The sequence below is a fragment of the Burkholderia sp. L-4 genome (genome assembly GCF_056856535.1).
Map to the genome: position 1 here is coordinate 579,040 of NZ_JBXEOX010000003.1, position 20,273 is coordinate 599,312.

Below are 20,273 nucleotides of genomic sequence, written 5' to 3' on the forward strand. Positions count from 1 at the left end.
ATTTTGGGAGGAATGACGGCTTTGCCTGACTCGGGCTAGCGCGCGACTCGCACGAGTCCGTCGCGGGTGAAACGCCTGACCTTGTCTTCGTCGAGCTCGATGCCGAGACCGGGGCCGTCCGGCACGGCCAGTTCGAAGTCGCTGTAGTCGAGCGGCTGCGTCAGGATCTCTTCGGTGATCAGCAGCGGCCCGAACAGCTCGGTGCCCCACTGCAGGTTCGCGAAACTCGCGAACAGGTGCGCGGACGCCACCGTGCCGAATGCGCCTTCGAGCATCGTGCCGCCGTACAGCTCGATGCCGGCGGCATCCGCGATCGCGGCCACGCGCTGCGCGGCGAAGAGGCCGCCGCTCTGCTCGATCTTGATCGCGAACACGTCCGCGCCGTGATGCTTCGCGATGTCGAAGGCGCTGTCGGGGCCTTGCAGGATTTCATCGGCCATCAGCGCGACCGGGAAACGGCGCATCAGGCGCGCCAGCGCCGCGGCGGACGCGACCGGCTGTTCGACCAGTTCGCAGCCCGCATCGGCCAGCGCGGGAATCGCGCGCGCGGCCTGCGTTTCGCTCCATGCCATGTTCACGTCCACGCGCACCGACGCACGATCGCCGACGGCCTTCTTGATCTCGGCCACGTGCCGGATATCCGTCTCCGGCGACTTCGCGCCGATCTTCAGCTTGAACACGTTGTGGCGGCGCAGGTCGAGCATCCGCTCGGCTTCGGCGATGTCGGTGGACGTGTCGCCCGACGCGAGCGTCCATGCGACCGGCAGGCGATCGCGCCGGCGGCCGCCGAGCAGCTCGCCGACGGGCACGCCGAGCCGCTTGCCGTGCGCGTCGAGCAGCGCGGTTTCGAGCGCGCTCTTCGCGAAGTGATTGACCTTCGCGAGCTTGCCGAGGAAGGCCATCAGCGTCTGGATGCGTGTTGCGTCGCGGCCGACGGTCGCCGGGGCAAGGTACGCATCGATCGCGAGCTTCATCGCCTCGGGGCTTTCCGGGCCGTACGCCATGCCGGCGATCGTCGTGCCTTCGCCGAGGCCCGTCACGCCGTCGCTGCAGAACACCTTCACGAGCATCAGCGTCTGGCCGTGCATCGTGGCCACCGACAGCTTGTGCGGGCGGATTGTCGGCAGGTCGACGAGGCGGGTTTCGATGCGTTCGATGGTGGCGGAAGACATGGCGCGTGCGGCTTGGGGGCTGTTCATGGAACGGATTTATACGCGGCGGGGAAATGGGGCGTCCAATACTTTTGGTCGCCGAATTTCATACCTGACAGGTATCAAACCTCGGCAATATGCACGCATTATTGCGACGCACCATACCTATTTTGGCTAGTTAGCGAGATGCAGAGCCTTGCTGGAACGGGGTGTGCGCGAATGCGCGCTACGGTGGGGGAGGCGGTGCGCTGCGGTCGCCCGCGCACCGGCCATAAGCGAGGAAATCGGCGGTCGATACGGGAAGATCAGGGTTTTCCTGAGGGAAAAAACTGCCGGACCGTGGCGGCACGACGGGCCGCCGCGCCATCGTCGGTCAGCGGCAGGCCGCCGCGATCGTCGCCTGCCATTGCGCGGCGACGCCGGCGTAATCGTCGACCTTGAAAGCCGAGCCGTCCTGGACATGGACCCAGCCGAGCGTGCGCTCGGACAGCGGCTTCTCGTGATCGTCCGTCGCGACCTTGACGATCGCATGCGCACGGACATGCACGACGCCGTTCGGGTAGTCGGACGACGGGTTCGCCAGCGTCACCGTCACGAACGGCCCGAGATCCTGCAGCAACTGCGCGGCCGGCGGATCGTCGGCCAGCAGCAGCGCGCCGCCCTTCACGCGGTCGTCCACGCGGATGGCCGTGCCGCCCGGCCGCCGGTGCGCGGCGGTCGGCAGCGACATCCACAGCACGTGCGCCGGGTTGAGATAGACCACGTCGGGGTCGCCCATCGCGTCGCGCGTTTCAATCCGGGGTATCGGCATCGAGCCTCTCCAGTCGAATATCGGGCACCGCATGCGGGTGCGTCGGCACCATGATGATGCCGCACGATGTCGGCTTGCCGCGCGTGTTCCGATGAATGGCGCGACGGCCCGCGAGCGGGGCGCCGCGCCATGCGCACGTCACTGCCTTGCCGGCGCACCGATACCGTCGATGTCGGGCGCCCAGCCCGTCGGATTGGAGAACTTCAGCGTGTTGGCGCTCCCTTGCCTGAACGTGCCCGTCACCGTCACCGTCGACACGTTCCCCCATCCGCCCGTCGACGGGAACGACACGGACACGGGCGCCGCGCCGTCGGAACCGACCTGCGCGCTGCGCGGCGTCGAATCGCCGTTCACGTAGGCGATCACGACGCTGTAGGTGCCGTCCGCCGGCACCGAGATGCCGTTGATCGTGAGCGTGCCGTTGCTGGTCCCGTCACCGTTGCCGATATAGCCGACGTCCTGTCCGCGCGAACACGCGCCGCATGACGACACGTGCGCCGCCCCGCCGAGCGTGTTGCCGGCTGCCTCGGCCTCGTAAGCCAGCGGCGGCGGCGGCGGAACCTTCACCGGGCCGGCCACCACGGCGACCGACGTGACGTCCGGTGCTGCCGTCGTACCGCCGGTGCCCGACAAGGTCAACGTGTTCGGCCCGGACTGCAGGTTGACAAAGACCGTCACCGTGCCGACGGTATTGCCGGTGGGCGGAAACGCGAGCGTCGTGCCGTTGCTGCCGTTCGCCGCGAGCTGTGCGCTGGCGGTTTCCGTCCCGGTGTTCAGGTAGGCGATCTGGACATAACCGCCCACCGTTTGCGAGGTCACGTTGTTGAACGTCACCGCGCCCAGCCCCGTCACCTTCTTGCCGCTCGCACACGCGGTGCAGTCCGCGACCGTCGCGCCGCCCGACAGCGGGCCCGGCAGGTAGGCGGTCGACGGCAGGTCCGTGCCGCTCAACACGAGCATCACGGTGCCGCCGGCCGGCACGCTCGCGGCCGTGTAGGCACCGGTCGCCGCGCCGAGATCCTTGTGCGCCCAGACATCGCGGACGGTCGCCGACGTACCGGCCGCGAAGCCCAGTTGCTGCCACGTCACCGTGATGTCGCTCGCCGCCGTGCCGTTATTGAACAGCAGCACCGCGCGTTTGCCCGCGCCGGCCAGCAGCTTCGCCCACACCTGCTGCCCGTTGGCATCCGCGACCTTCAAGCCCTGCAGGCCCAGCATGTCCTGGTCGATCGCGATCAGCTCGGGATTGGTGAGCAGGCTCGCCGTATCGCTCGACAGCGACTTCGACAGGTCGTTGCCGAGTATCATCGGCGCGCCGGCGATGGCCCACAGATTCACGTGCGCCAGGTCGTTCGCCGCCGTCATGCCCATGCCGGCCACCATCATGTCCGGATCGTTGTAGTAACCGGTGTGCTGGCCTTCGGGGTGATAGTTGCCGTTGAAGTTGCCGAGCACCGAGCCGAACTTCGGCACCCCGCTCCCCGGCCCGTAGATGTCGCCCGTCGTGCGCCACGAAGTCGCGATCCCCGCGCCCCAGTCCCAGGGCCCCAGGTTGTAGTCGGGATAACCGCTCTTGCCGAGCGTGCCCCAGTCGCACATGTTCAGCACCAGCCGCTTCCCGGTGGCGACATAGGCTTTCTGAATCGCCTGCGAGATCGCCGTATAGGCTTGCTGCGGATCGTATCCGGCCGCGCTGCCGCCGCACCAGTCGACCTTGACGAAGTCGTAGCCCCACTGCGCGAACTGCAGGAAGTCGTGATCGTAGTGCGCGTAGTCGCTGCCGACGAAATGCGTGCCGTTCGTGTTTCCGCAGCCCTGCGGCCCGGAGTCGATATAGATGCCGGCCTTCAACCCCTTGCCGTGAATGTAGTCGGCCATCGCCTTCATCCCGCCCGGCCACTGATTGGTGGGATTGCCGTTCATGTCGACGTTGAGGATGAAGTTGCCGTTCGCGTCGCGCTTTCTGGACGTCCACCAGCCTTCGTCGATGTTCACATACTGGTACTTGTTGCCCGTCGCGAGGTTCGCGTTCAGCGCGGCCAGGCCGTCGGCCTGCGCCTTGATCGTATCGAAGCTGACGTTTTCCTCGAGGCTGTTCCACGACGACCAGCCCATCGGCGGCGGATTCACCGCGATCTGCTGCAGTGCGGTCGGCGACGTACCGGTAGGGGTCGTGCCGCCGCCAGTCGTCGACGTCGTGCCGGTGGTCGAGGTCGTCCCCGTCGCCGACGTGTTCGTTCCCGGCGACGAACCGACATCGTCGCCGCCGCATGCCGACAGGCCAATCGCTGCCGCCACGAGGCATATCATCAACATTCCTAAATGATTGACGCCCTTCATCTTCGTCTCCCGATTGTTGTGAACGACGCACGCCAGTCAGCTTCGTACGCGTACGAAGATTAATGACGTTCGTTTCCCCGTTTCAATCTTTGCGGCACGCGGTCACATATTGGGAGATGACGGTGTTCCGGTCGCCCATCGCGTTGACGTCGATGCTTGCCGCGATCGTCCGCGAAAACCCACTCTTTGGACACTTGATCGACCAGGCGGAAACAATCCGCGTCGTTATTGCCGGTTTGAAGTAAAACCGGACAGGCGCGCCGCTACGCTCGCGACGTTGCGTGCGCGAGCTTCGCCACGCGTTCGTCGTACCCCCCGGATACGCCGTGGCATCGGGCCGCGGCCGATAGACGTGCGGCCTCCACGGTTCCGGTTCGAGGCTCGGCAACAGGCGCACCAGGCGCCCCTGCTGGACGTACGGCCGAACCAGGTACGCCGCGCACCGGCCGAATCCGGCTCCGGCTCATACGGCCTCGATCTCCGCCTCGGTGTCGTCCGTCAGACAGGCCGGCGACAACGGCACGAAGTGTGGTTCTCCACGGAAGATCCATGGCCACGCGCACCCGCTCGCACAATCGATCAGGCACGTCACCGGCATCGCCTCGAGTTAATTGCGGAATGGGGCTGCCAGGCCAAAGCGCATTCTTGAAAATGACTGCAATCGGGGGCGCCAGATATCCTTTGCGGATCGATAACGGCCGATCCGAACACGCGTGACCGAAAGTCTTCGCGCAGGTTTTCACGCCGGGCCTTCAGATCAGGCACCGGTCCCGCCGCACCAGCCACACCTGCAGTGTCATCAAACAGAATGCGGCAACAAAACCCACAGCGACTGTTCAGTTTCCGCACACCGCATCGCGAACACGCCCCAATCCATACGCCTCCCGCGCGTGGGAAGAAACCCGGATAGCTCCGTTTCGCCCTGCCCGCCTACCCTCGCGGGCATGCTGGAGCGGGCCGCGCGTTGCCCGATCCGGCGATCCGAATTTCCACAGGAGCGCACATGGATAGCAGCAACACCGCACTGTTCGACGCCGACATCTGGCGCGGCAAGATCTTCACCGGCCGCTGGGACGCGAGCCCGCACGCGGCCGACGTGATCGAACCGGCGACCGGCAACACGCTCGGCCGCATCGGTCTCGCCGACGGCGCGGCCATCGCGGAAGCCGCCATCGCCGCCCATCGCGCGCAACCCGCATGGTTCGCCCTGCCCTACGACGAGCGCGCGGCGGTGCTGCGCCGCGCGGCGGCCGTCGCCGAAACGCATTTCGATGCGATCGTCGACTGGCTCGTGCGCGAAAGCGGCTCGACGCGCGCGAAGGCGTCGTTCGAAACGTCCGTTACGATCAAGGCATTGCACGAGGCCGCCGGGCTGCCGTCGCGCGCAGCCGGTGAAGTGCTGCCGTCGGCGGCCGGCCGGCTGTCGCTCGCGCGCCGCCGCCCGCGCGGCGTGGTCGGCGTGATCTCGCCGTTCAATTTCCCGCTGTACCTCGCGCTGCGCGCGGTCGCACCGGCGCTCGCGCTCGGCAACGCGGTCGTGCTGAAACCCGATCCGCGCACCGCCGTGTGCGGCGGTGTCGCGATCGCGCGCGTGTTCGAGCTTGCCGGCCTGCCCGAGGGCGTGCTGCACGTGCTGCCCGGCGACGGTGCGGCCGGCGCCGCGCTGGTCGCCGATCCGCATGTCGCGATGATCCAGTTCACCGGCTCCACCGCGGCCGGGCGCAAGGTCGGCGAAGCGGCGGGCCGCCATCTGAAGAAGGTATCGTTGGAACTCGGCGGCAAGAACTCGCTGATCGTGCTCGACGACGCCGATCTCGACCGCGCGGTCGCCAACACCGCGTGGGGCGCGTATCTGCATCAAGGCCAGATATGCATGGCGACCGGCCGCGTGCTCGTGCAGCGCGCGATCCACGACCGCTTCGTCGCGAAGCTCGTCGAGAAGGCGCAAAGCCTGCGCGTCGGCGACCCGGCTACCGGCGACGTCGGCCTCGGACCGTTGATCAATGCCGCACAATGCGACCATGCGGCGAGCGTGGTCGATGCAGCCCGCCGCGCGGGCGCACGCGTCGAGACGGGCGGCGGCCATCGCGGCCTGTTCTTCGAGCCGACCGTGCTGAGCGGCGTCACGCCGGGCAATCCGGCGTTCGACGAGGAAATTTTCGGGCCGGTCGCGATCGTCGTGCCGTTCGATACCGACGAAGACGCGATCACCCTCGCCAATCAAACCGAATACGGGCTGTCGATGGCGATCCTGTCCGCCGACGTCGGCCGCGCGCTGAGGATCGGCGAACGCCTGAACACGGGGCTGCTGCACATCAACGACCAGACGGTGAACGACGAAGTGATCAATCCGTTCGGCGGCGTCGGCGCATCGGGCAATGGTGCGAGCATCGGCGGCAGCGCGAACTGGGAAGAATTCACGCAGTGGCAGTGGCTGACGATCAAGTGCGAAGCGCCGTTGTACCCGATTTGACGAGGAGACCGACCATGTACACCGAAAACGATACGCGCGCCGTCACCGCGGCCGTCGCACGCGCCGCCGGCGCGCCCTTCACGATCGAATCCGCGCGGCTCCGCGCGCCGCGCGCCGACGAGGTGCTGGTACGCGTCGTCGCGACGGGCCTGTGCCACACCGACCTGATCGTGCGCGACCAGTACTACCCGGTACCGCTGCCGGCCGTGCTCGGTCACGAAGGCGCCGGCGTGGTCGAGGCGGTCGGCCCGGACGTGAAGACGCTCGCCGCCGGCGATCACGTCGTGCTCACCTACGGCGCGTGCGGCCACTGCGCGTCGTGCGTCGGCGGTCACGGCGCGTATTGCCGGCAGTTCTTCGCGCTGAATTTCGGCGGCGCCGACGCCGACGGGCAGACGGCCATCCGCGACGAAGCCGGACAACCGCTGCACGATCATTTCTTCGCGCAGTCGTCGTTCGCGAGCTACGCGCTCGCACGCGAGAACAACGCGATCAAGGTGCCGAAGCAAGCGCCGCTCGAACTGCTCGGCCCGCTCGGCTGCGGGATCCAGACCGGCGCGGGGGCGGTGATCAACTCGCTCGCGGTGCGCCCCGGCAGCAGCTTCGCGAGCTTCGGCGCGGGGGCGGTCGGCATGAGTGCCGTGATGGCCGCACGCATCGCGGGTGCGACGACGATCATCGCGGTCGACATCGTCCCGTCGCGGCTCGCGCTGGCGCTCGAGCTCGGCGCGACGCACGCGCTCAACAGCCGGGAAGTCGACGTCGTCGCCGCGATCCGCGAGATCACCGGCGGTGGCGTCGACTATGCGCTCGAATCGACCGGGCTGCCGGCGGTGCTGTCGCAAGGGATCGACGCGCTCGGCTCGCGCGGCACGATGGGCGTGGTCGGCGCGCCGAAGCTCGGCACGAAGGCCGAATTCGACGTGAACAGCCTGCTGCTCGGCGGCCACACGATCCGCGGCATCGTCGAAGGCGACAGCGTGCCGCAGACGTTCATTCCGCAACTCGTGCAACTGTATCTGCAGGGGCGGTTTCCGTTCGACCGGCTGGTGAAGTTCTATCCGCTCGAGCAGATCAACCAGGCGGCGGAAGACAGCAGCACGGGAATCACGCTCAAGCCGATCCTGCGCTTGCCGCATTGAGCGCACGCGGGCGCCGCGCGGGCCGCCGACGCCTCGCGGCGGCACGCAACGACGCCCTCGGGGAAGGAAAATGCCGCATTCCGGGCACCGGGCTATATTACGCATTCGCTCGACACGCCGGCGCGGCACGCGCGCCCGGACTTTCGACCCACATGGAGCGCAGCGTGAACATGGCCCCCGAATCCCCTGCACGGCCGGTCGACCTCGACCGGCTCCGCGCCCCCTTCGCCGCGGGCGAGCCGCTGCCGGACACGGCGTTGCCGGCCGGCGTCGCGCGCTCGTGGCTGCGCTCGCGCGATGCCGGGCTCCGGCCGTGGCAAACCGCCCGCTATGAAATGCAGCGCGAGCACGACGAATCGCGCGCGGACCGGCGGCTCTATCGCTGCGTCGCGCAGGAGATCGAGCCGCTGTGGGCCGCATTCGGCGGCAGCGAATGGACGATCATGTGCGTCAATCCGCACGGCACGGTCGTCCACGCGCGACGCAGCCCGCAATGCGACGACGCGCTGCTGACGCCGATCGTCGCCGGGCGCCGGATCGTCGAACCGAACATCGGCACGACCGCGCCGAGCTGCGTGATTCACGACGGCGTCGAGACCGTCGTCGCGGGCGCGCAGCATTATCTCGACGCGTTCTCGCGGGTGTTCTGTCTCGCGGTACCGCTGGTCGGCTTCGACGGTGAAGTCATCGGCGCGCTCGACATCACCGGCACCGGCCGGCGCAATGTCGCGCAACTGCGCGAGCCGTTCCGGCATGCGTCGCTGTCCGCCGAGCAGCGGCTTTATGCGATGCTGCGCGACTGCCATCTGCTGCAGGTGCAATACGATCCGCGCTGGCTCGGCACGCCGCTCGCCGGCGTCATTGCGCTCGACGGGGCGGCCCGCGTGCGTGCGGTGAGCCGGCCGGCGCGCCGGATGCTCGACCTCGCGCCCGACGGGCCGGCCGCACCGGTCGAGCTCCGGCAACTGTTTCCCGGTGCGACGCCCGCGCAGCAGCGTCGCTTGCTGACACCGTCGCGCACGCCGCAGCGGATCGCACGCGACGATGGCAGCCACATCTGGGTGCGCACCGTGCGCGCACCGCTCGATCGGGCGACCGCCGCGCGCCACGCCGACGTGCTCGCCAACGCGGAGGACCTGTGTCACGCTGCGCCGGCCGTCAGCCCACCCGCCAGCGTCAGCCTGCGCGAACAGTCGCTCGACGCGATCCGCCGGGCGCTCGACGAGCATGACGGCAACGTGTCGGCGGCCGCGCGGCAACTCGGCATTTCACGCACGACGCTGTACGCGAAACTGCGGCAGCGCGATGCGGCGGGGCTCCCATACGACGCGCCGCATTGACGACGCGGGACGAAGCGGGCCGCATGACAATGGCGCTTGGGGCCCGTTCATGCCGATAACGGGCTTGCGCGGCCCCTAAGCCACTGCCTGCCGCGCATGAAGCCGCAACGCGAGCCACGCGATCCCGACCGCGAACGCGCCGACCACGCCGCCAAACGTGCCGATCCACGGCAGCCCGTAGTCCCCGGCGATATGGTTGCCGAGCAGTGCACCCGCGCCGATGCCCACGTTGTACAGCCCGGAGTAGATCGACACCGCGAGGTCGGTCGCGTCCGGCGCCAGCTTCAGCACCCACGCCTGCATCGCGAGGCCGAAGCAGACGATCGCGCCGCCCCACACCAGCGTATGCACGGACAGCGTGACGATGTTCAGCGCGCACGGGAACAGGACCAGCAGGCAACCCGACAACGCGATGATCGACGCCAGCAGAAACCGGTCGGGATCGCGCGGGTACGCGCGATTGAAGCAGAGCGCGGCCGGCAGGCCGGCGATGCCGAACAGGATCAGCACGTACGTGATCCGGCTGCTGCTCGCGTGGTTCACGCTCTGGACGAACGGCTCGATGTACGTGTACGACGTGAAGTGCGCGGACACGACCAGGACGGTAATCGCGTAGAGCGCCACCAGGGCCGGCTTGCGCAGGAACACGCCGATACTGCTCAGCGAGCCGGCGCCCTGGCTCGGCAGGACCGGCAACGTGGCGCGCAACACCAGCGCCGCGCCGGCCGCGGCGCCCGCGATGATCAGGAACGTGACGCGCCAGCCGAACGCCTCGCCGATCACGCGGCCGAGCGGAATGCCGGCGACCATCGCGATCGCCGAGCCCATCGCGATCAGGCTCAGCGCGCGGCTTTTGCGGTCGCTCGGCGCGAGCCGCACCGCCAGCGGGACGGAAATCGACCAGAACACCGCATGCGCGCACGCGATGCCGAGCCGGCCGATCATTAGTACCGTGAAATTCCATGCGACGCCGGTCACGATGTGGCTGCCGATGAACACCAGCAACGCGCCGACCAGCAGCTTGCGCCGTTCGACGTGACGCGTGACGAAGGTCAGCGGCAGCGACACGACGGCCACCGCCCATGCGTAGATCGTCAGCATCAGGCCGACGGCGGTCGGCTGCATCTGCAGGCTGTCGCCGATCGCGCTGAGCAGCGCGACCGGCACGAATTCGGTGGTGTTGAAAATGAAGGCGGTGAGTGACAGGGCCAGTACGCCCCACCACGAGTGCCTGGAACTGATGGCGTCCGGTGTTGCCATGCGTGGAATCGACGAGACGAGGGTTGGGGGTGTGTACGGCACGGGCGCGGCGCGGAAAGCGGCACAGAAGGCCCGGCCCGGCGCATCGGGCGATTGTACCAGCGGCGCATGACACGTCGCCGTACCGGCGGCCGGACATGGCGACGACACGGCCATGCGCCGATAATGTCTCCATCGACCACGATTCCCGCGGACGCTTCGCCCGCCTGTCACCGGACCAGGAGATTCACATGCGCATTGAAACGTCGTTTCTGTTCGATCTCGACGGCACGCTCGTCGACAGCGTCTATCAGCACGTGCTCGCGTGGAAGGAAGCGCTCGACGCGGAGGGCATCGAGCTGTCGGTATGGCGCATCCACCGCAAGATCGGGATGAGCGGCGGCCTGTTCCTGAACCAGCTGCTGCGCGAGACGGCGGGCGACATCGACGCCGAGCGTGTCGAACGGCTCGCGCGGCTGCATGCGGCCGCCTACCAGCGGCTGCGCGCGCAGGTGCGTCCGCTGCCGGGCGCGCGCGAACTGCTGGCCGCGCTGTCCGGCGCGGGCATCCGCTGGGCGATCGCCACCAGCGGACGGATGGAAACGGCCGCCATCAATCTCGAGGCGCTCGGCGTCGATCCGGCGAAGCAGGTGGTCGTCACGCGCGATCAGGTCAAGTATGCGAAGCCGGACCCGGACCTGTTCCTGACTGCCGCCGCGCAGTTGAACGTGCCGATCGAGCACACCGTCGTGGTCGGCGACAGCATCTGGGACATGCTGGCCGCCGCCCGCTGCCGCGCGCTCGGCGTCGGGCTGCTGTCGGGCGGCTACGGCAGCGACGAACTGGAACGCGCCGGCGCGCTGCGCGTGTACGACGACCCGGCCGACCTGCTGTGGCATCTCGACGAGATTGCCGCGCGGCCGTAGGCGCCCGTTCACCGCGCCCGGCTCGTTCGGCGCGAGCGCGCGTTCCCGTCGAGCCTGACGTCATGCGGCCGGCCTCGTCCTGCCAGGCAGCCGCGTGCGCGATCGTTCGCGGCGCGGCCGCCCGGCTTCGATTCATCGAATCGAAATAATCCCAATCGCCGTCGACCATTGCGATTTCAATATTTTAATTAGCGCCTGCTTTCCCGGTGTTTTTAAAACAGGCTGGAAGATTCTTGAAAAAACGAATTGCCTCTCATATAACGAATACACTTCGCTTCCGTTTCACAATCGCAGTATCGGAATCGTGAAAACGCAAGCGACATACCGCGCCGAACCGGCTGGCCGGCGCGATCCCGCAATGCCAGAAGGCCCGCACATGGTATGGGGCCGGGGTTGCGATGCTTCGTCTCGGCACCCTTTCCGCCATTTATCCGGGGACCTTTAAATGCGCACGGATCTTTCACCTTCATAACGCTTCGACAGAAGCATTACATCGATTTATTCGATCTCACGTATCGGCGGGCGCATTTTCGTGCCGACGTCTCGTGAAGACCTGCGCTGCCGCTCAATCGGCAGGCATTGTTTCGTCCGGTTTTTTCGGAAATAGACGACGCGAGGATTTCGATGAATCAGCTCAGCGAACGGGCGAGTGCCGAACTGCGCGCGCCCCACCTGGAGCGCGCGCTGCCTATCCGCGTGCTGCATGGCGAAACGGTGAACGATTACGAACGGAAAGTGCAGACGACCTACGCCGGCAGTCCGGACGACTGGCGCAAGGCGATCGGCGAGTACCTGCTGTTCCAGTTCGGTGTTTACGACGATCCCCGCTCCACGCCGCCGATCTCGCTCGACGAATCGGGCATGCGCTACTTCGAACGCCAGCTTCATCTCGCCGGCTTCGACGCCCCGGCTCCCGCGCGCGTCGAGCGCATTCTCGACATCGGCTGCGGCTGGGGCTACATCCTCAAGTATCTGGCCGGCCGCTTCCCCGACTGCCTGTGTCTCGACGGGGTCAACGTCAGTCGCGAGCAGCTCGACTACTGCGCACGTTTTCATGCGCAGCACGGGCTCGCGGGCCGCATCAACCTCTATCAGTGCAACGCCCAGGACGTCGATCGACTACCCGATCCCGCGACGCCGTACGATCTCGTGATCATTCGCGGCGTGATCTCGCATTTCCCGAACGCGCTGTACGAAAAGGCGATGCGCGCGCTGCATGCCCGCGTGCGCCCCGGCGGATCGGTGGTCATCTCGGATAATCTGTACAACGTCGACCTGAGCGAATATCAGTCCGACACGCCGGACGAGATCGACCGGATCGCGTGCAAACACCGCAAGACGCCCGATTATTTCAGGCAGGTGCTGGTCGACGCCGGGTTCGCCATCCGCGACATGCGCGTGCTGCCGTCGAACATCGACGTCGCGCGCTGGCTGATGGACGCCAAGGCCAACATCGATCGCCATTTTCCGCACCATGCGCCGGACACGCTGGAAGAACTGCGCGTGCTCGCCGAAAACTGGTCCGTCGCGCTGATCAAGAACAAGGTGTCGACCTACAGCGTCGTCGCGGTCAAGCCGGACGCATGACCGGGAGACTCGCATGCACGCCTCCCAAACGCCACGCACCGCGAGCGCCACGCAGACGCTGGTGCTGCCGCTGCCGCGTCTGTCGCTGCCCGTTGCACGGCACCCGCGGCATGAAGCGATCGAGCGGCAGCTCGCGATCGACGACTACCCGACCATCCTGCAGCACTATCGCAGCGAGGCAGCGGCGCGCCGTTTTCTCGCGCAGCGCATTCCCGCCTATGGCAGCCTGTGTTACCCGAATGCGCGGCCCGATCGCGTGTACACGATCCACCGCATGATGCACGTCACGACGCTGATGGACGATGCGTTCACGCATCTCGCGCGCACCGGCGATCAGGCGGGGCTCGACACGTTGCGCGAGCATTTCCTCGCGGCCGTCGACGGCAAGCTGCCGCCGGCCGACGCGCCTTCCGCGCGACTGCTGCACGACACGCTGCGCCTGATGCGCACCGCGGGCGACGCGCGCCCGGCCTTCTGGCAGCGGTTCGTCGAATGCATCCGCGACCAGATCCGCACCCAGGCCAATCCGACGGCGACCGACGCGTCGCGCCTGTCGCTCGCCGACTATCTGGCGTTTCGCCGGGTCGAGGGATTCGGGCACTGGATCACCCTGCTCACCGAATACGCGCTCGACATCGACATGGGCGAGCGCCTCGCGAAACACCCGGCACTGGCCGATGCGCGCGACGCGGCCATCGATTCGGTGATCCTCGTCAACGACCTGTTTTCGTTTCGCAAGGAGTGGTCCGCGCACGAGCGATTCAATGCCGTCTGGATCCTGATGCGCGTCGAACAACTGGACGTGCAGGCGGCGCTCGACCGGCTGGCTGCCCTGTGCGCGTCGAACGAGCGCCACCTGATCGACGCGCGCGACGCGATCGCGACAGGCGTGCTGGCCGGCGACGCCGACACGCAGGCGTACGTGACGGAACTGGGCTATATGAGCGCCGGCAACGCGGAATTCCACGCGTTCAGCACCCGCTACCACGGCGACGATCTCGGCGGCGGGCGCTTCGCCGGCGGCGAAGTCGCGATGACGGCGCTGCCGACGCTCGAGGAAATCGCGGCGTCGGAGCGGCACGATTCGCACCGGTGACGGGAGACGCGCATGCACGCATCGATCCCTCCCGTGTCCGCGCCCGCCGCCTCGCGACATCGCTATCCGGACGGCTGGTTCGCGCTGGCCTACGGCCGCGACGTCAGACCCGGCGCGCTCGTCGTCACGCGTTTCATGGGTGAGGACGTCGTGCTTTATCGAACGGCATCCGGCCTGATTCGCGCGGTCGCGCCGCATTGCCCGCACCTCGGCGCGCATCTCGGGCACGGCGGCGTCGTGCGCGGCGAGGAGATCGTGTGCCCGTTCCATCACCTCGCGTTCGCGCCGGACGGCACCTGCGTGCGCGCCGGGCAAGACGGCAAGCCGCCTGCCGCCACGCTGCGGCACCGCCAGGTGCGCGAATGGAACGGCCTCGTGCTCGCATGGCAGGACCGTGCGGGCGCACCGCCGTCGTGGTCGCTGCCCGACCTCGACCTCGATGGTTATTCGCGGCCGCGCGGCGCGTGCCACACCCTGAACGGCAATCTGCAGAATCCGGCCGAGAACGGCGTCGACGTCAACCATTTCAGTCCGGTGCACGGCTGGTCGAATCCGGTGCTGGAGCCGCCGCAAGCCGACGGCCACCGGATGACGATGCGCTCGACGCTCGTGCTGCTCGGGCAACGGCTGTTGCTGGATATCACGATGCACGGCCTGGGCTGCATGGCCGCGCGCATGGAACTGCCGGACCTCGGGCTGCATGCGCGGGTCGTGCTGTTCCCGACGCAGATCGAACCCGATCGCTGGACGTGCCGTGAATTCGTGGCACTGCGCGTCGAACGCGCGTCGGCGTGGCCGTCGCCGCTGCGCCTGGCCCTGCACGAGGTACTCGCGAGCGCCGCTTACCGGTGGTGGTTCGTGCCCCAGTTCAAGCGCGACCTGCGCATCTGGCATCACCGCGACTACGACGCGCGCCCGACGCTGATGGCCGACGAGATGCCGATCATGACGTTCCGGCGCTGGGCCGCGCAGTTCTATCCGGCACCCGACGGCGATGCGCCCGACGGGCAGGACGGCGCCGGGCCGGCGGCCGTCGCCTACGTCGATCGGGCATTCGCGCGATGAGTGCCAAGCCGACGCAGGAACACGCGATGAATGCAACCGGCCCCGCCGACGAGACCGCGCCGCTGCCCTATCCGGACGGATGGTTCGCACTGTGTTTCAGCCGCGAGCTGAAGCGCGGCAGCGTGCTCACGACGCCGTTCATGGGACGCGATGTCGTGCTGTACCGGACCGCATCGGGCGTCGCCTGCGCGGTCGACGCGTATTGCCCGCACCAGGGCGCGCATCTCGGCCACGGCGGCACGGTCGACGGCGAGCAGATCGTCTGCCCGTTCCATCACTACGCATACGGCCCCGACGGCCGGCGCGCCACCGCCCGCTGCCCGCACGGCGCCCAAGGGCTGACGCTTCGCACCCGGCACGTGCGCGAATGGAACGGCTTCGTGTTCGTGTGGCAGAACGCCGACGGCCTGGCGCCGACCTGGGAACTGCCCGACGTGGACATGACCGGCTTCTCGGCGCCGGTCGGCCAGGCATTCACGCTGCGCGGCGTGATGCAGAACCTGCCGGAAAACGGCTACGACCTCGAGCATTTCGGCGCGCTGCATCGCTGGAAGGACATGAAACCGCATGCCCCGGTGATCGACGGCCCGCGTATTTCGATGCAGGTGGACATGGCGTGGAAGAACATCAGATGGAGCACGCTGATCGGCGTGCACGGCCTCGGGTGCGTGTCGTCCGACCATGAAATGAAGGCGATCGGCCTCGAAGCGAAGATCTTCGCGTGCGGCGTGCAGATCGCGCCGCTGCGCTGGACCTTCCGGGACGGCATCTCGTTCCGCTTTTCGTGGCTGTCGAGGTGGCCGGCCCCGCTGCGGCGCGTCGTCTACGCCGCGCTCGGCCGGTTGCTGCACCGACTGTGGCTCGTGCCGGTGTTCAAGGAAGACATCATGGTGTGGAGCAACCGCGACTACACGGGCTACGGTACGCCGGGCGCGGGCGACGGGCCGTACCCAGTGTTTCAGCGATGGGCGCGGCAGTTCTATCCGGGCAGCGATCGAACCGAAGCCCGGCATCGCGCCGCGCATGCCGATGCGTTCGCCGGGAAATAGCAGGAGCCGATGGCCCCGGCAGCGGGGTGTCCTGCGTCACACCGTCCGCCTGGACCAACATTGTTCTGATCTCCCAATCGCCCGGGTCTGAGTCGCCCCCGTCCGGTACGCGTCCGTGCAGTTCACGATCGCCGGCACGCGAACAGCAGGTACGGATCCTCGAGGCTACGGCCGCGACGAACTCGAACGCGCCGGCACGCTGAGCGTGTACGACGTTCCGGCCCATCGCCATGCATTAAAGCGACGTCGAGCTTCGCGGCCGGCGCAAACGGCATGACGCGTACAACGCCAGGACCGACGTTCTCTGCGAGCAACGCTTGCGTATTTTCCCCGTATTTTAAAATTGCCAATCGATAATCCTCACATGGGAGTCTCGGCAGGCGAGCGATTTTCTCGCACAAGATAATCTTAATTATCAATTCGCGAATAGAAGTGACTATTTAATTCATCGATAGATTATAAGGTCGTCCTCCCGGACAGCTACAGCCGCACTTCTGCATCCCGGTAGACTAGACGGGTTTCGATAAACAAATAGAGGTGACCAACACGATGGCAGGAGCCACCTGGCCTATCAGTACGTTAATGTCGAACGCCGAGGCCGCAGGAATGCGCTGCCGTCGCTGACGATGTCGGCATCGTATCGGGCGGAGTACGCCAATCGTCGCGAGTTGCTGTACGCCTCCGATGGCGAGCCACCCATATCTTTACGATCTCAAATGCAAGGAAAATTCTGACAGTTGTTTTCATTGTTGCCGTTCTATTTTTCCAGATCATTGATTAAATCATTGCCACTCCATTTCAAAAAATCTTATATCGAACACCCTATGCCGGAAGTCAAAAAATTACCTTATTACGAAATCAAAACATCATCGGTTCCATTCTCATTGCCGAAGTGGAAGGAATACGCTGGCGTCAACGGGTGTGTCCCCCTGAATACCCCGCACGGAGTTTGCATGGACAAGCTCGCTCCGGGCGAACCCGAACCCGCCAAGTCTCCGGGGCCCAAACCCGCCCAGCCCGAGACGATGAAAGCACCTGAGCCGGCAAAGACTCCTCCACCCAAGCAAGCCCCGCCACCCAAGTCGCCCGAGCCAGCCGATGCGGAGCATTGCGAAAATCCGCCTCCGTTTGACCTGCTGGAAGTCCCTGAGGCGATGAAACGAATGAAATGGCCTGTTGCCGCCAAGCTCGCCAGGCGATGGTTCAGCGGCCCCAAGCACGTATGGGACAACAGCTTCAAAACAGATCAGCCGTTTGACAATACCGCAGTCACCCTTGATTGGGCCCTGAAATTCGGGAAGGTCAAAGAGCGATATGAAGAACTTATCTCGAAAAATATCTACAACGAAAATGCCACGGCTAGGTTGAGAGATCTGCTACGGCATGTGGTGAAAGAAAAATTCGCATCTTCGGTAGCTCTCGATTTTCAGACGGTCGGCGACAAAGGCAATCCCGTCGAGTTTTGCAGGAAGTGGCAATTTCAACTTGTCAATGTGTCCAGCTTTGATACAACGGGAGGCCTCCCATATGCGCCGACGGATTTGACTGCTGCTCTGGCGAATTTCAACATCTATGCCGCCATTGGGCGTGTGGAGTTTTCTGGAGACAGATATTACAAATACAACAATCATGAAAAATCAAAATCATACTGCGTCGATCTGGCCGCATCCATAACACATATCTATGTATATATAAAAGATAGCTATTCCTTCAACGACGGGAAATCGCCATCGAGCAGCCAGTATTTGGGACACTGGAACAAAAATGGCATGATTATCACGAACGGAGGGAGAATCAGGGAGCTTCTATATCGAAGTGGCGTCAATTCGAATCTCGGAACCTCCCTCGAGGTTGACTCGAGGATTAAGTGGAAGTATCTGATCGATGACTTTCTCGATAATCCGATCGACACACGAAAAGGTCTGCTCAAGAAATTCAGGGCATGTGATGTGTACTATCCCATTTTCAACAAAACCTACAACGACTGGAGAATCAAACATAATCGCGGGGAAGATTTTGTGATATATTCACCATTTCGATACCTCAAGTTAACAAATCCCATTAAATTGAGTCTGGGCGAAATATGCAGGTCACCCGAAAAAATTTAATCGTGCTCTCGCTCGTTTCGGCGTTGGCGATTTCGTCGCTTACGTTGCGAAAATCATATGAGGGTTGCAAAAGCTATACTCAGGCTCTTAACGGAGGAACAAAAGAGTTCAGTGGCGAAAAATACAAAATCGAGCTGTGTGGGGCACGTCGCTCTTTTGGTGACGGTGACGAAATTCGGCTCCAAGTGATAGGACCGGCGGGGGATGTGCTGGCGGAGCGGTATTTTGCAGTACGCACGATCAACGATGCCGTTCCTCGGGAACTGGAGTACGGCGACGACAATATTTTCTACTACGACCAATCGAAATCGTCTCCATTGCGCTTCATCGCCATGCCGCCTTCCAGGATGGACAGATGGACGGCGCGAATACCTTTTCTGCAACGACTGATCGCATTATTTTCATGAGTTCGAACGCAAGCATTCAGACGTCGCGCGTCACACCGTCCGCCTGACCGGCATCGTCCGGATCTCCGAAATCGCCCGGGTCGGATTCAGCCCCTTCGGGCATACGTCCGTACAGTTCATGATCGCCCGGCAGCGGAGCGGCCGGTATGGATCCTCCAGGTTGTCGAACCGGCCGTCGCGAGATCACGCGAATCGGCAATGGGGCGGTACGCCTGCAGCAGCCGCGCACCACCGGCAGCCCCTGCAACCGCCGCAGCACGCTCGCGCGCGGCAGCGTCCGCATGTGGGTCAGGCATGCGAGGCCGTTCTTGCCGTCGATGTTCATCGCGTCCGCGCCGCGGATCCCCTCGCGGCGCACGACGTCGCAAGCGCCGCCGGTCAGTCGTCGTCCACACGCTTGTCGATCAGGTAGCGGCCGCGCTCGACGCCCGCGCGCAGCGCCTCGAGCTCGGTCAGCCATTCCGGGCCGGCCGGTTCCGGCGCGACCCTCTCGATGCGTGCGCCGCCGACATATACCTGCACCTCGTCGCGCCATGCGCCGTTTTCATCGCGCCGCGCCCAGACGAGGATCTCGTGACCGCGATACGGGTCGCGAACCTGTGCGTCCTGTTGATGTTGCACGGTGGCCTCCTGTCCTTCTCTGCGATATCGATCAAGAAATGCGCGCCACATGATCGCCGCGCACCCGTCGGGACTTGCGCGCAAGCCTCATGCCCGGTCATCCACGCGGTGACGGCGCGCGCCGGCGCCGCGCACATTCCCGACCGTGTGCCCGGTGTTCTCGCTGGACCGGATCTGGATCCACCCGGGCGAGCTGCTGGTCGACGTGGTCGTGCATCGCAGCGCGCGGGCGCGGCATGCGTCCGACCACTACCCGCTGGTGGCGCGGATGCGCACGCCCCCCGCAACGGGCACGTTGCTTGCGCGCTGAGCCCTTTTTCGATTCGGCGGAGCGACCCATGCAAACCGACGCCCTCGACGGCAAGGATCTCGATTACTGGTGCGCCCGCGCGCTGTGCGCGGACGACGAAGACACCCTGCGCTTCACGGCCGTCGCGCCGACCGTCGTCGTGACGGCCGCCTGCGACGCGTTCCGGCACCTCGACGCGCCGTTCGCGCCGTCGACCTCGTGGGCCGACGCGGGCACGGTGCTCGATCGCGTCGACGACCTGCGGATCGCCCGCCACGGCGACGACGTGGAATGCGACGCAACCTTCGTCGACGGGCCGTCGACCTGCGGCGCGCACGGCCGCGACGCGCGCGTGGCGCTGCTGCGCGCGTTCGTGCGCGCACGCTTCGGCGACGACGTCGACGCCCCGCCGCCGTTCGCGCATCGCATCGAACACGGCACCGTGGTGCGCTATGACCCCGGCGTGCCGTTACCCGCCGCGGATGACGATCGCGGCAGCGGCGACAGCACCGATATCCGTTCGATCCCGCGTATGTAAGTGCATGCGCCTTCCCTGCGGTCATGTAAAAACGACAGTCCCGGCGCCGGCCGGCTTCGCGCACCCGCCTTGCCCGCCGGGAAACCGCGGG

General features: G+C 65.8%; 17 protein-coding genes and 2 pseudogenes. 13 read left to right on the forward strand and 6 right to left on the reverse strand.

The genetic code is table 11. The annotated features are described in order from the left end of the window. Positions 1 to 35: 35 nt before the first annotated feature. From AC1VVG_RS33115 to AC1VVG_RS33125, 3 genes are all read right to left on the reverse strand, one after another. A complete protein-coding gene (locus AC1VVG_RS33115; RefSeq protein WP_482837519.1) occupies positions 36 to 1,172 on the reverse strand; it encodes a muconate/chloromuconate family cycloisomerase in 1,137 nt (378 codons plus the stop codon). Positions 1,173 to 1,524: 352 nt separating this feature from the next. Continuing rightward, positions 1,525 to 1,962: a hypothetical protein gene (locus AC1VVG_RS33120; protein WP_154233787.1), complete on the reverse strand. Its 438-nt coding sequence runs from the start codon at positions 1,960 to 1,962 to the stop codon at positions 1,525 to 1,527. 138 nt (positions 1,963 to 2,100) lie between these two features. Further along, entirely contained in the window at positions 2,101 to 4,260 is a 2,160-nt protein-coding gene (locus AC1VVG_RS33125; RefSeq protein ID WP_482837520.1) for an alpha-galactosidase D, read from the reverse strand. Positions 4,261 to 4,364: 104 nt separating this feature from the next. On the opposite strand from AC1VVG_RS33125, the gene AC1VVG_RS33130 reads away from it, so the two are divergent. The 4 genes from AC1VVG_RS33130 (at position 4,365) to AC1VVG_RS33145 (ending at position 9,257) form a co-directional block, all read left to right on the forward strand. Further along, entirely contained in the window at positions 4,365 to 4,547 is a 183-nt protein-coding gene (locus AC1VVG_RS33130) for a hypothetical protein (protein ID WP_034190020.1), read from the forward strand. Between the two features lie 758 nt (positions 4,548 to 5,305). Then, positions 5,306 to 6,775, forward strand: coding sequence for a benzaldehyde dehydrogenase (locus AC1VVG_RS33135; protein WP_482837521.1), 1,470 nt, complete (start codon positions 5,306 to 5,308; stop codon positions 6,773 to 6,775). Between the two features lie 14 nt (positions 6,776 to 6,789). Then, positions 6,790 to 7,917, forward strand: a complete 1,128-nt coding sequence (locus AC1VVG_RS33140; protein WP_124669514.1) for an NAD(P)-dependent alcohol dehydrogenase — start codon at positions 6,790 to 6,792, stop codon at positions 7,915 to 7,917. A 170-nt stretch (positions 7,918 to 8,087) separates the two neighbouring features. Beyond that, a complete protein-coding gene (locus AC1VVG_RS33145; protein WP_482837645.1) occupies positions 8,088 to 9,257 on the forward strand; it encodes a helix-turn-helix domain-containing protein in 1,170 nt (389 codons plus the stop codon). A 75-nt stretch (positions 9,258 to 9,332) separates the two neighbouring features. Here the strand turns inward: AC1VVG_RS33145 and AC1VVG_RS33150 are convergent, their stop codons facing one another. Next, on the reverse strand, positions 9,333 to 10,517 hold the full coding sequence (locus AC1VVG_RS33150; RefSeq protein ID WP_482837522.1) for a sugar transporter: 1,185 nt from the start codon (positions 10,515 to 10,517) through the stop codon (positions 9,333 to 9,335). Between the two features lie 230 nt (positions 10,518 to 10,747). On the opposite strand from AC1VVG_RS33150, the gene AC1VVG_RS33155 reads away from it, so the two are divergent. The 7 genes from AC1VVG_RS33155 (at position 10,748) to AC1VVG_RS33185 (ending at position 18,734) form a co-directional block, all read left to right on the forward strand. Further along, positions 10,748 to 11,422 carry an HAD family hydrolase gene (locus tag AC1VVG_RS33155; protein WP_034190015.1) on the forward strand — a complete coding sequence of 225 codons (675 nt, stop codon included), beginning with the start codon at positions 10,748 to 10,750 and terminating at the stop codon, positions 11,420 to 11,422. Between the two features lie 624 nt (positions 11,423 to 12,046). Further along, the gene (locus tag AC1VVG_RS33160) at positions 12,047 to 13,009 is read left to right on the forward strand and encodes an SAM-dependent methyltransferase (protein WP_034190014.1); all 963 of its coding nucleotides are present in this window, start codon (positions 12,047 to 12,049) and stop codon (positions 13,007 to 13,009) included. A 13-nt stretch (positions 13,010 to 13,022) separates the two neighbouring features. Further along, positions 13,023 to 14,105 (forward strand): terpene synthase family protein, encoded by a 1,083-nt coding sequence (locus AC1VVG_RS33165; protein ID WP_482837523.1) that lies wholly within the window; start codon positions 13,023 to 13,025, stop codon positions 14,103 to 14,105. Positions 14,106 to 14,117: 12 nt separating this feature from the next. Then, positions 14,118 to 15,170 carry a Rieske 2Fe-2S domain-containing protein gene (locus AC1VVG_RS33170; RefSeq protein WP_482837524.1) on the forward strand — a complete coding sequence of 351 codons (1,053 nt, stop codon included), beginning with the start codon at positions 14,118 to 14,120 and terminating at the stop codon, positions 15,168 to 15,170. Positions 15,171 to 15,196: 26 nt separating this feature from the next. Continuing rightward, positions 15,197 to 16,219, forward strand: coding sequence for a Rieske (2Fe-2S) protein (locus AC1VVG_RS33175; protein ID WP_226103835.1), 1,023 nt, complete (start codon positions 15,197 to 15,199; stop codon positions 16,217 to 16,219). A gap of 953 nt (positions 16,220 to 17,172) precedes the next feature. Then, positions 17,173 to 18,327, forward strand: a complete 1,155-nt coding sequence (locus AC1VVG_RS33180) for a DUF6402 family protein (protein WP_260435766.1) — start codon at positions 17,173 to 17,175, stop codon at positions 18,325 to 18,327. A gap of 2 nt (positions 18,328 to 18,329) precedes the next feature. Continuing rightward, entirely contained in the window at positions 18,330 to 18,734 is a 405-nt protein-coding gene (locus AC1VVG_RS33185) for a hypothetical protein (protein ID WP_124608231.1), read from the forward strand. Positions 18,735 to 18,764: 30 nt separating this feature from the next. Here the strand turns inward: AC1VVG_RS33185 and AC1VVG_RS33190 are convergent. Together AC1VVG_RS33190 and AC1VVG_RS33195 are read right to left on the reverse strand one after the other, a co-directional pair. Then, positions 18,765 to 19,086, reverse strand: a pseudogene (locus AC1VVG_RS33190) (hypothetical protein); the annotation flags it as partial. Positions 19,087 to 19,112: 26 nt separating this feature from the next. After that, positions 19,113 to 19,355 carry a DUF6566 family protein gene (locus AC1VVG_RS33195; protein WP_049035449.1) on the reverse strand — a complete coding sequence of 81 codons (243 nt, stop codon included), beginning with the start codon at positions 19,353 to 19,355 and terminating at the stop codon, positions 19,113 to 19,115. Between the two features lie 112 nt (positions 19,356 to 19,467). Between AC1VVG_RS33195 and AC1VVG_RS33200 the strand changes: the two are divergent. Then, a pseudogene (locus AC1VVG_RS33200) lies at positions 19,468 to 19,808 on the forward strand (endonuclease/exonuclease/phosphatase family protein); the annotation flags it as partial. Beyond that, the gene (locus AC1VVG_RS33205) at positions 19,694 to 20,182 is read left to right on the forward strand and encodes a phage protein NinX family protein (protein WP_034190005.1); all 489 of its coding nucleotides are present in this window, start codon (positions 19,694 to 19,696) and stop codon (positions 20,180 to 20,182) included. The pseudogene AC1VVG_RS33200 and the gene AC1VVG_RS33205, both read left to right, overlap by 115 nt. The last annotated feature ends 91 nt before the right edge of the window (positions 20,183 to 20,273 follow it).

What these genes read in the sequence shown, in the direction of transcription:
- AC1VVG_RS33115 (WP_482837519.1), bottom strand. Translation starts at nt 1,172, where the DNA reads ATGTCTTCCGCCACCATCGAACGCATCGAAACCCGCCTCGTCGACCTG.
- AC1VVG_RS33120 (WP_154233787.1), bottom strand. Translation starts at nt 1,962, where the DNA reads ATGCCGATACCCCGGATTGAAACGCGCGACGCGATGGGCGACCCCGAC.
- AC1VVG_RS33130 (WP_034190020.1), top strand. Translation starts at nt 4,365, where the DNA reads ATGACGTTCGTTTCCCCGTTTCAATCTTTGCGGCACGCGGTCACATAT.
- AC1VVG_RS33135 (WP_482837521.1), top strand. Translation starts at nt 5,306, where the DNA reads ATGGATAGCAGCAACACCGCACTGTTCGACGCCGACATCTGGCGCGGC.
- AC1VVG_RS33140 (WP_124669514.1), top strand. Translation starts at nt 6,790, where the DNA reads ATGTACACCGAAAACGATACGCGCGCCGTCACCGCGGCCGTCGCACGC.
- AC1VVG_RS33145 (WP_482837645.1), top strand. Translation starts at nt 8,088, where the DNA reads ATGGCCCCCGAATCCCCTGCACGGCCGGTCGACCTCGACCGGCTCCGC.
- AC1VVG_RS33150 (WP_482837522.1), bottom strand. Translation starts at nt 10,517, where the DNA reads ATGGCAACACCGGACGCCATCAGTTCCAGGCACTCGTGGTGGGGCGTA.
- AC1VVG_RS33155 (WP_034190015.1), top strand. Translation starts at nt 10,748, where the DNA reads ATGCGCATTGAAACGTCGTTTCTGTTCGATCTCGACGGCACGCTCGTC.
- AC1VVG_RS33160 (WP_034190014.1), top strand. Translation starts at nt 12,047, where the DNA reads ATGAATCAGCTCAGCGAACGGGCGAGTGCCGAACTGCGCGCGCCCCAC.
- AC1VVG_RS33165 (WP_482837523.1), top strand. Translation starts at nt 13,023, where the DNA reads ATGCACGCCTCCCAAACGCCACGCACCGCGAGCGCCACGCAGACGCTG.
- AC1VVG_RS33170 (WP_482837524.1), top strand. Translation starts at nt 14,118, where the DNA reads ATGCACGCATCGATCCCTCCCGTGTCCGCGCCCGCCGCCTCGCGACAT.
- AC1VVG_RS33175 (WP_226103835.1), top strand. Translation starts at nt 15,197, where the DNA reads ATGAATGCAACCGGCCCCGCCGACGAGACCGCGCCGCTGCCCTATCCG.
- AC1VVG_RS33180 (WP_260435766.1), top strand. Translation starts at nt 17,173, where the DNA reads ATGGACAAGCTCGCTCCGGGCGAACCCGAACCCGCCAAGTCTCCGGGG.
- AC1VVG_RS33205 (WP_034190005.1), top strand. Translation starts at nt 19,694, where the DNA reads ATGCAAACCGACGCCCTCGACGGCAAGGATCTCGATTACTGGTGCGCC.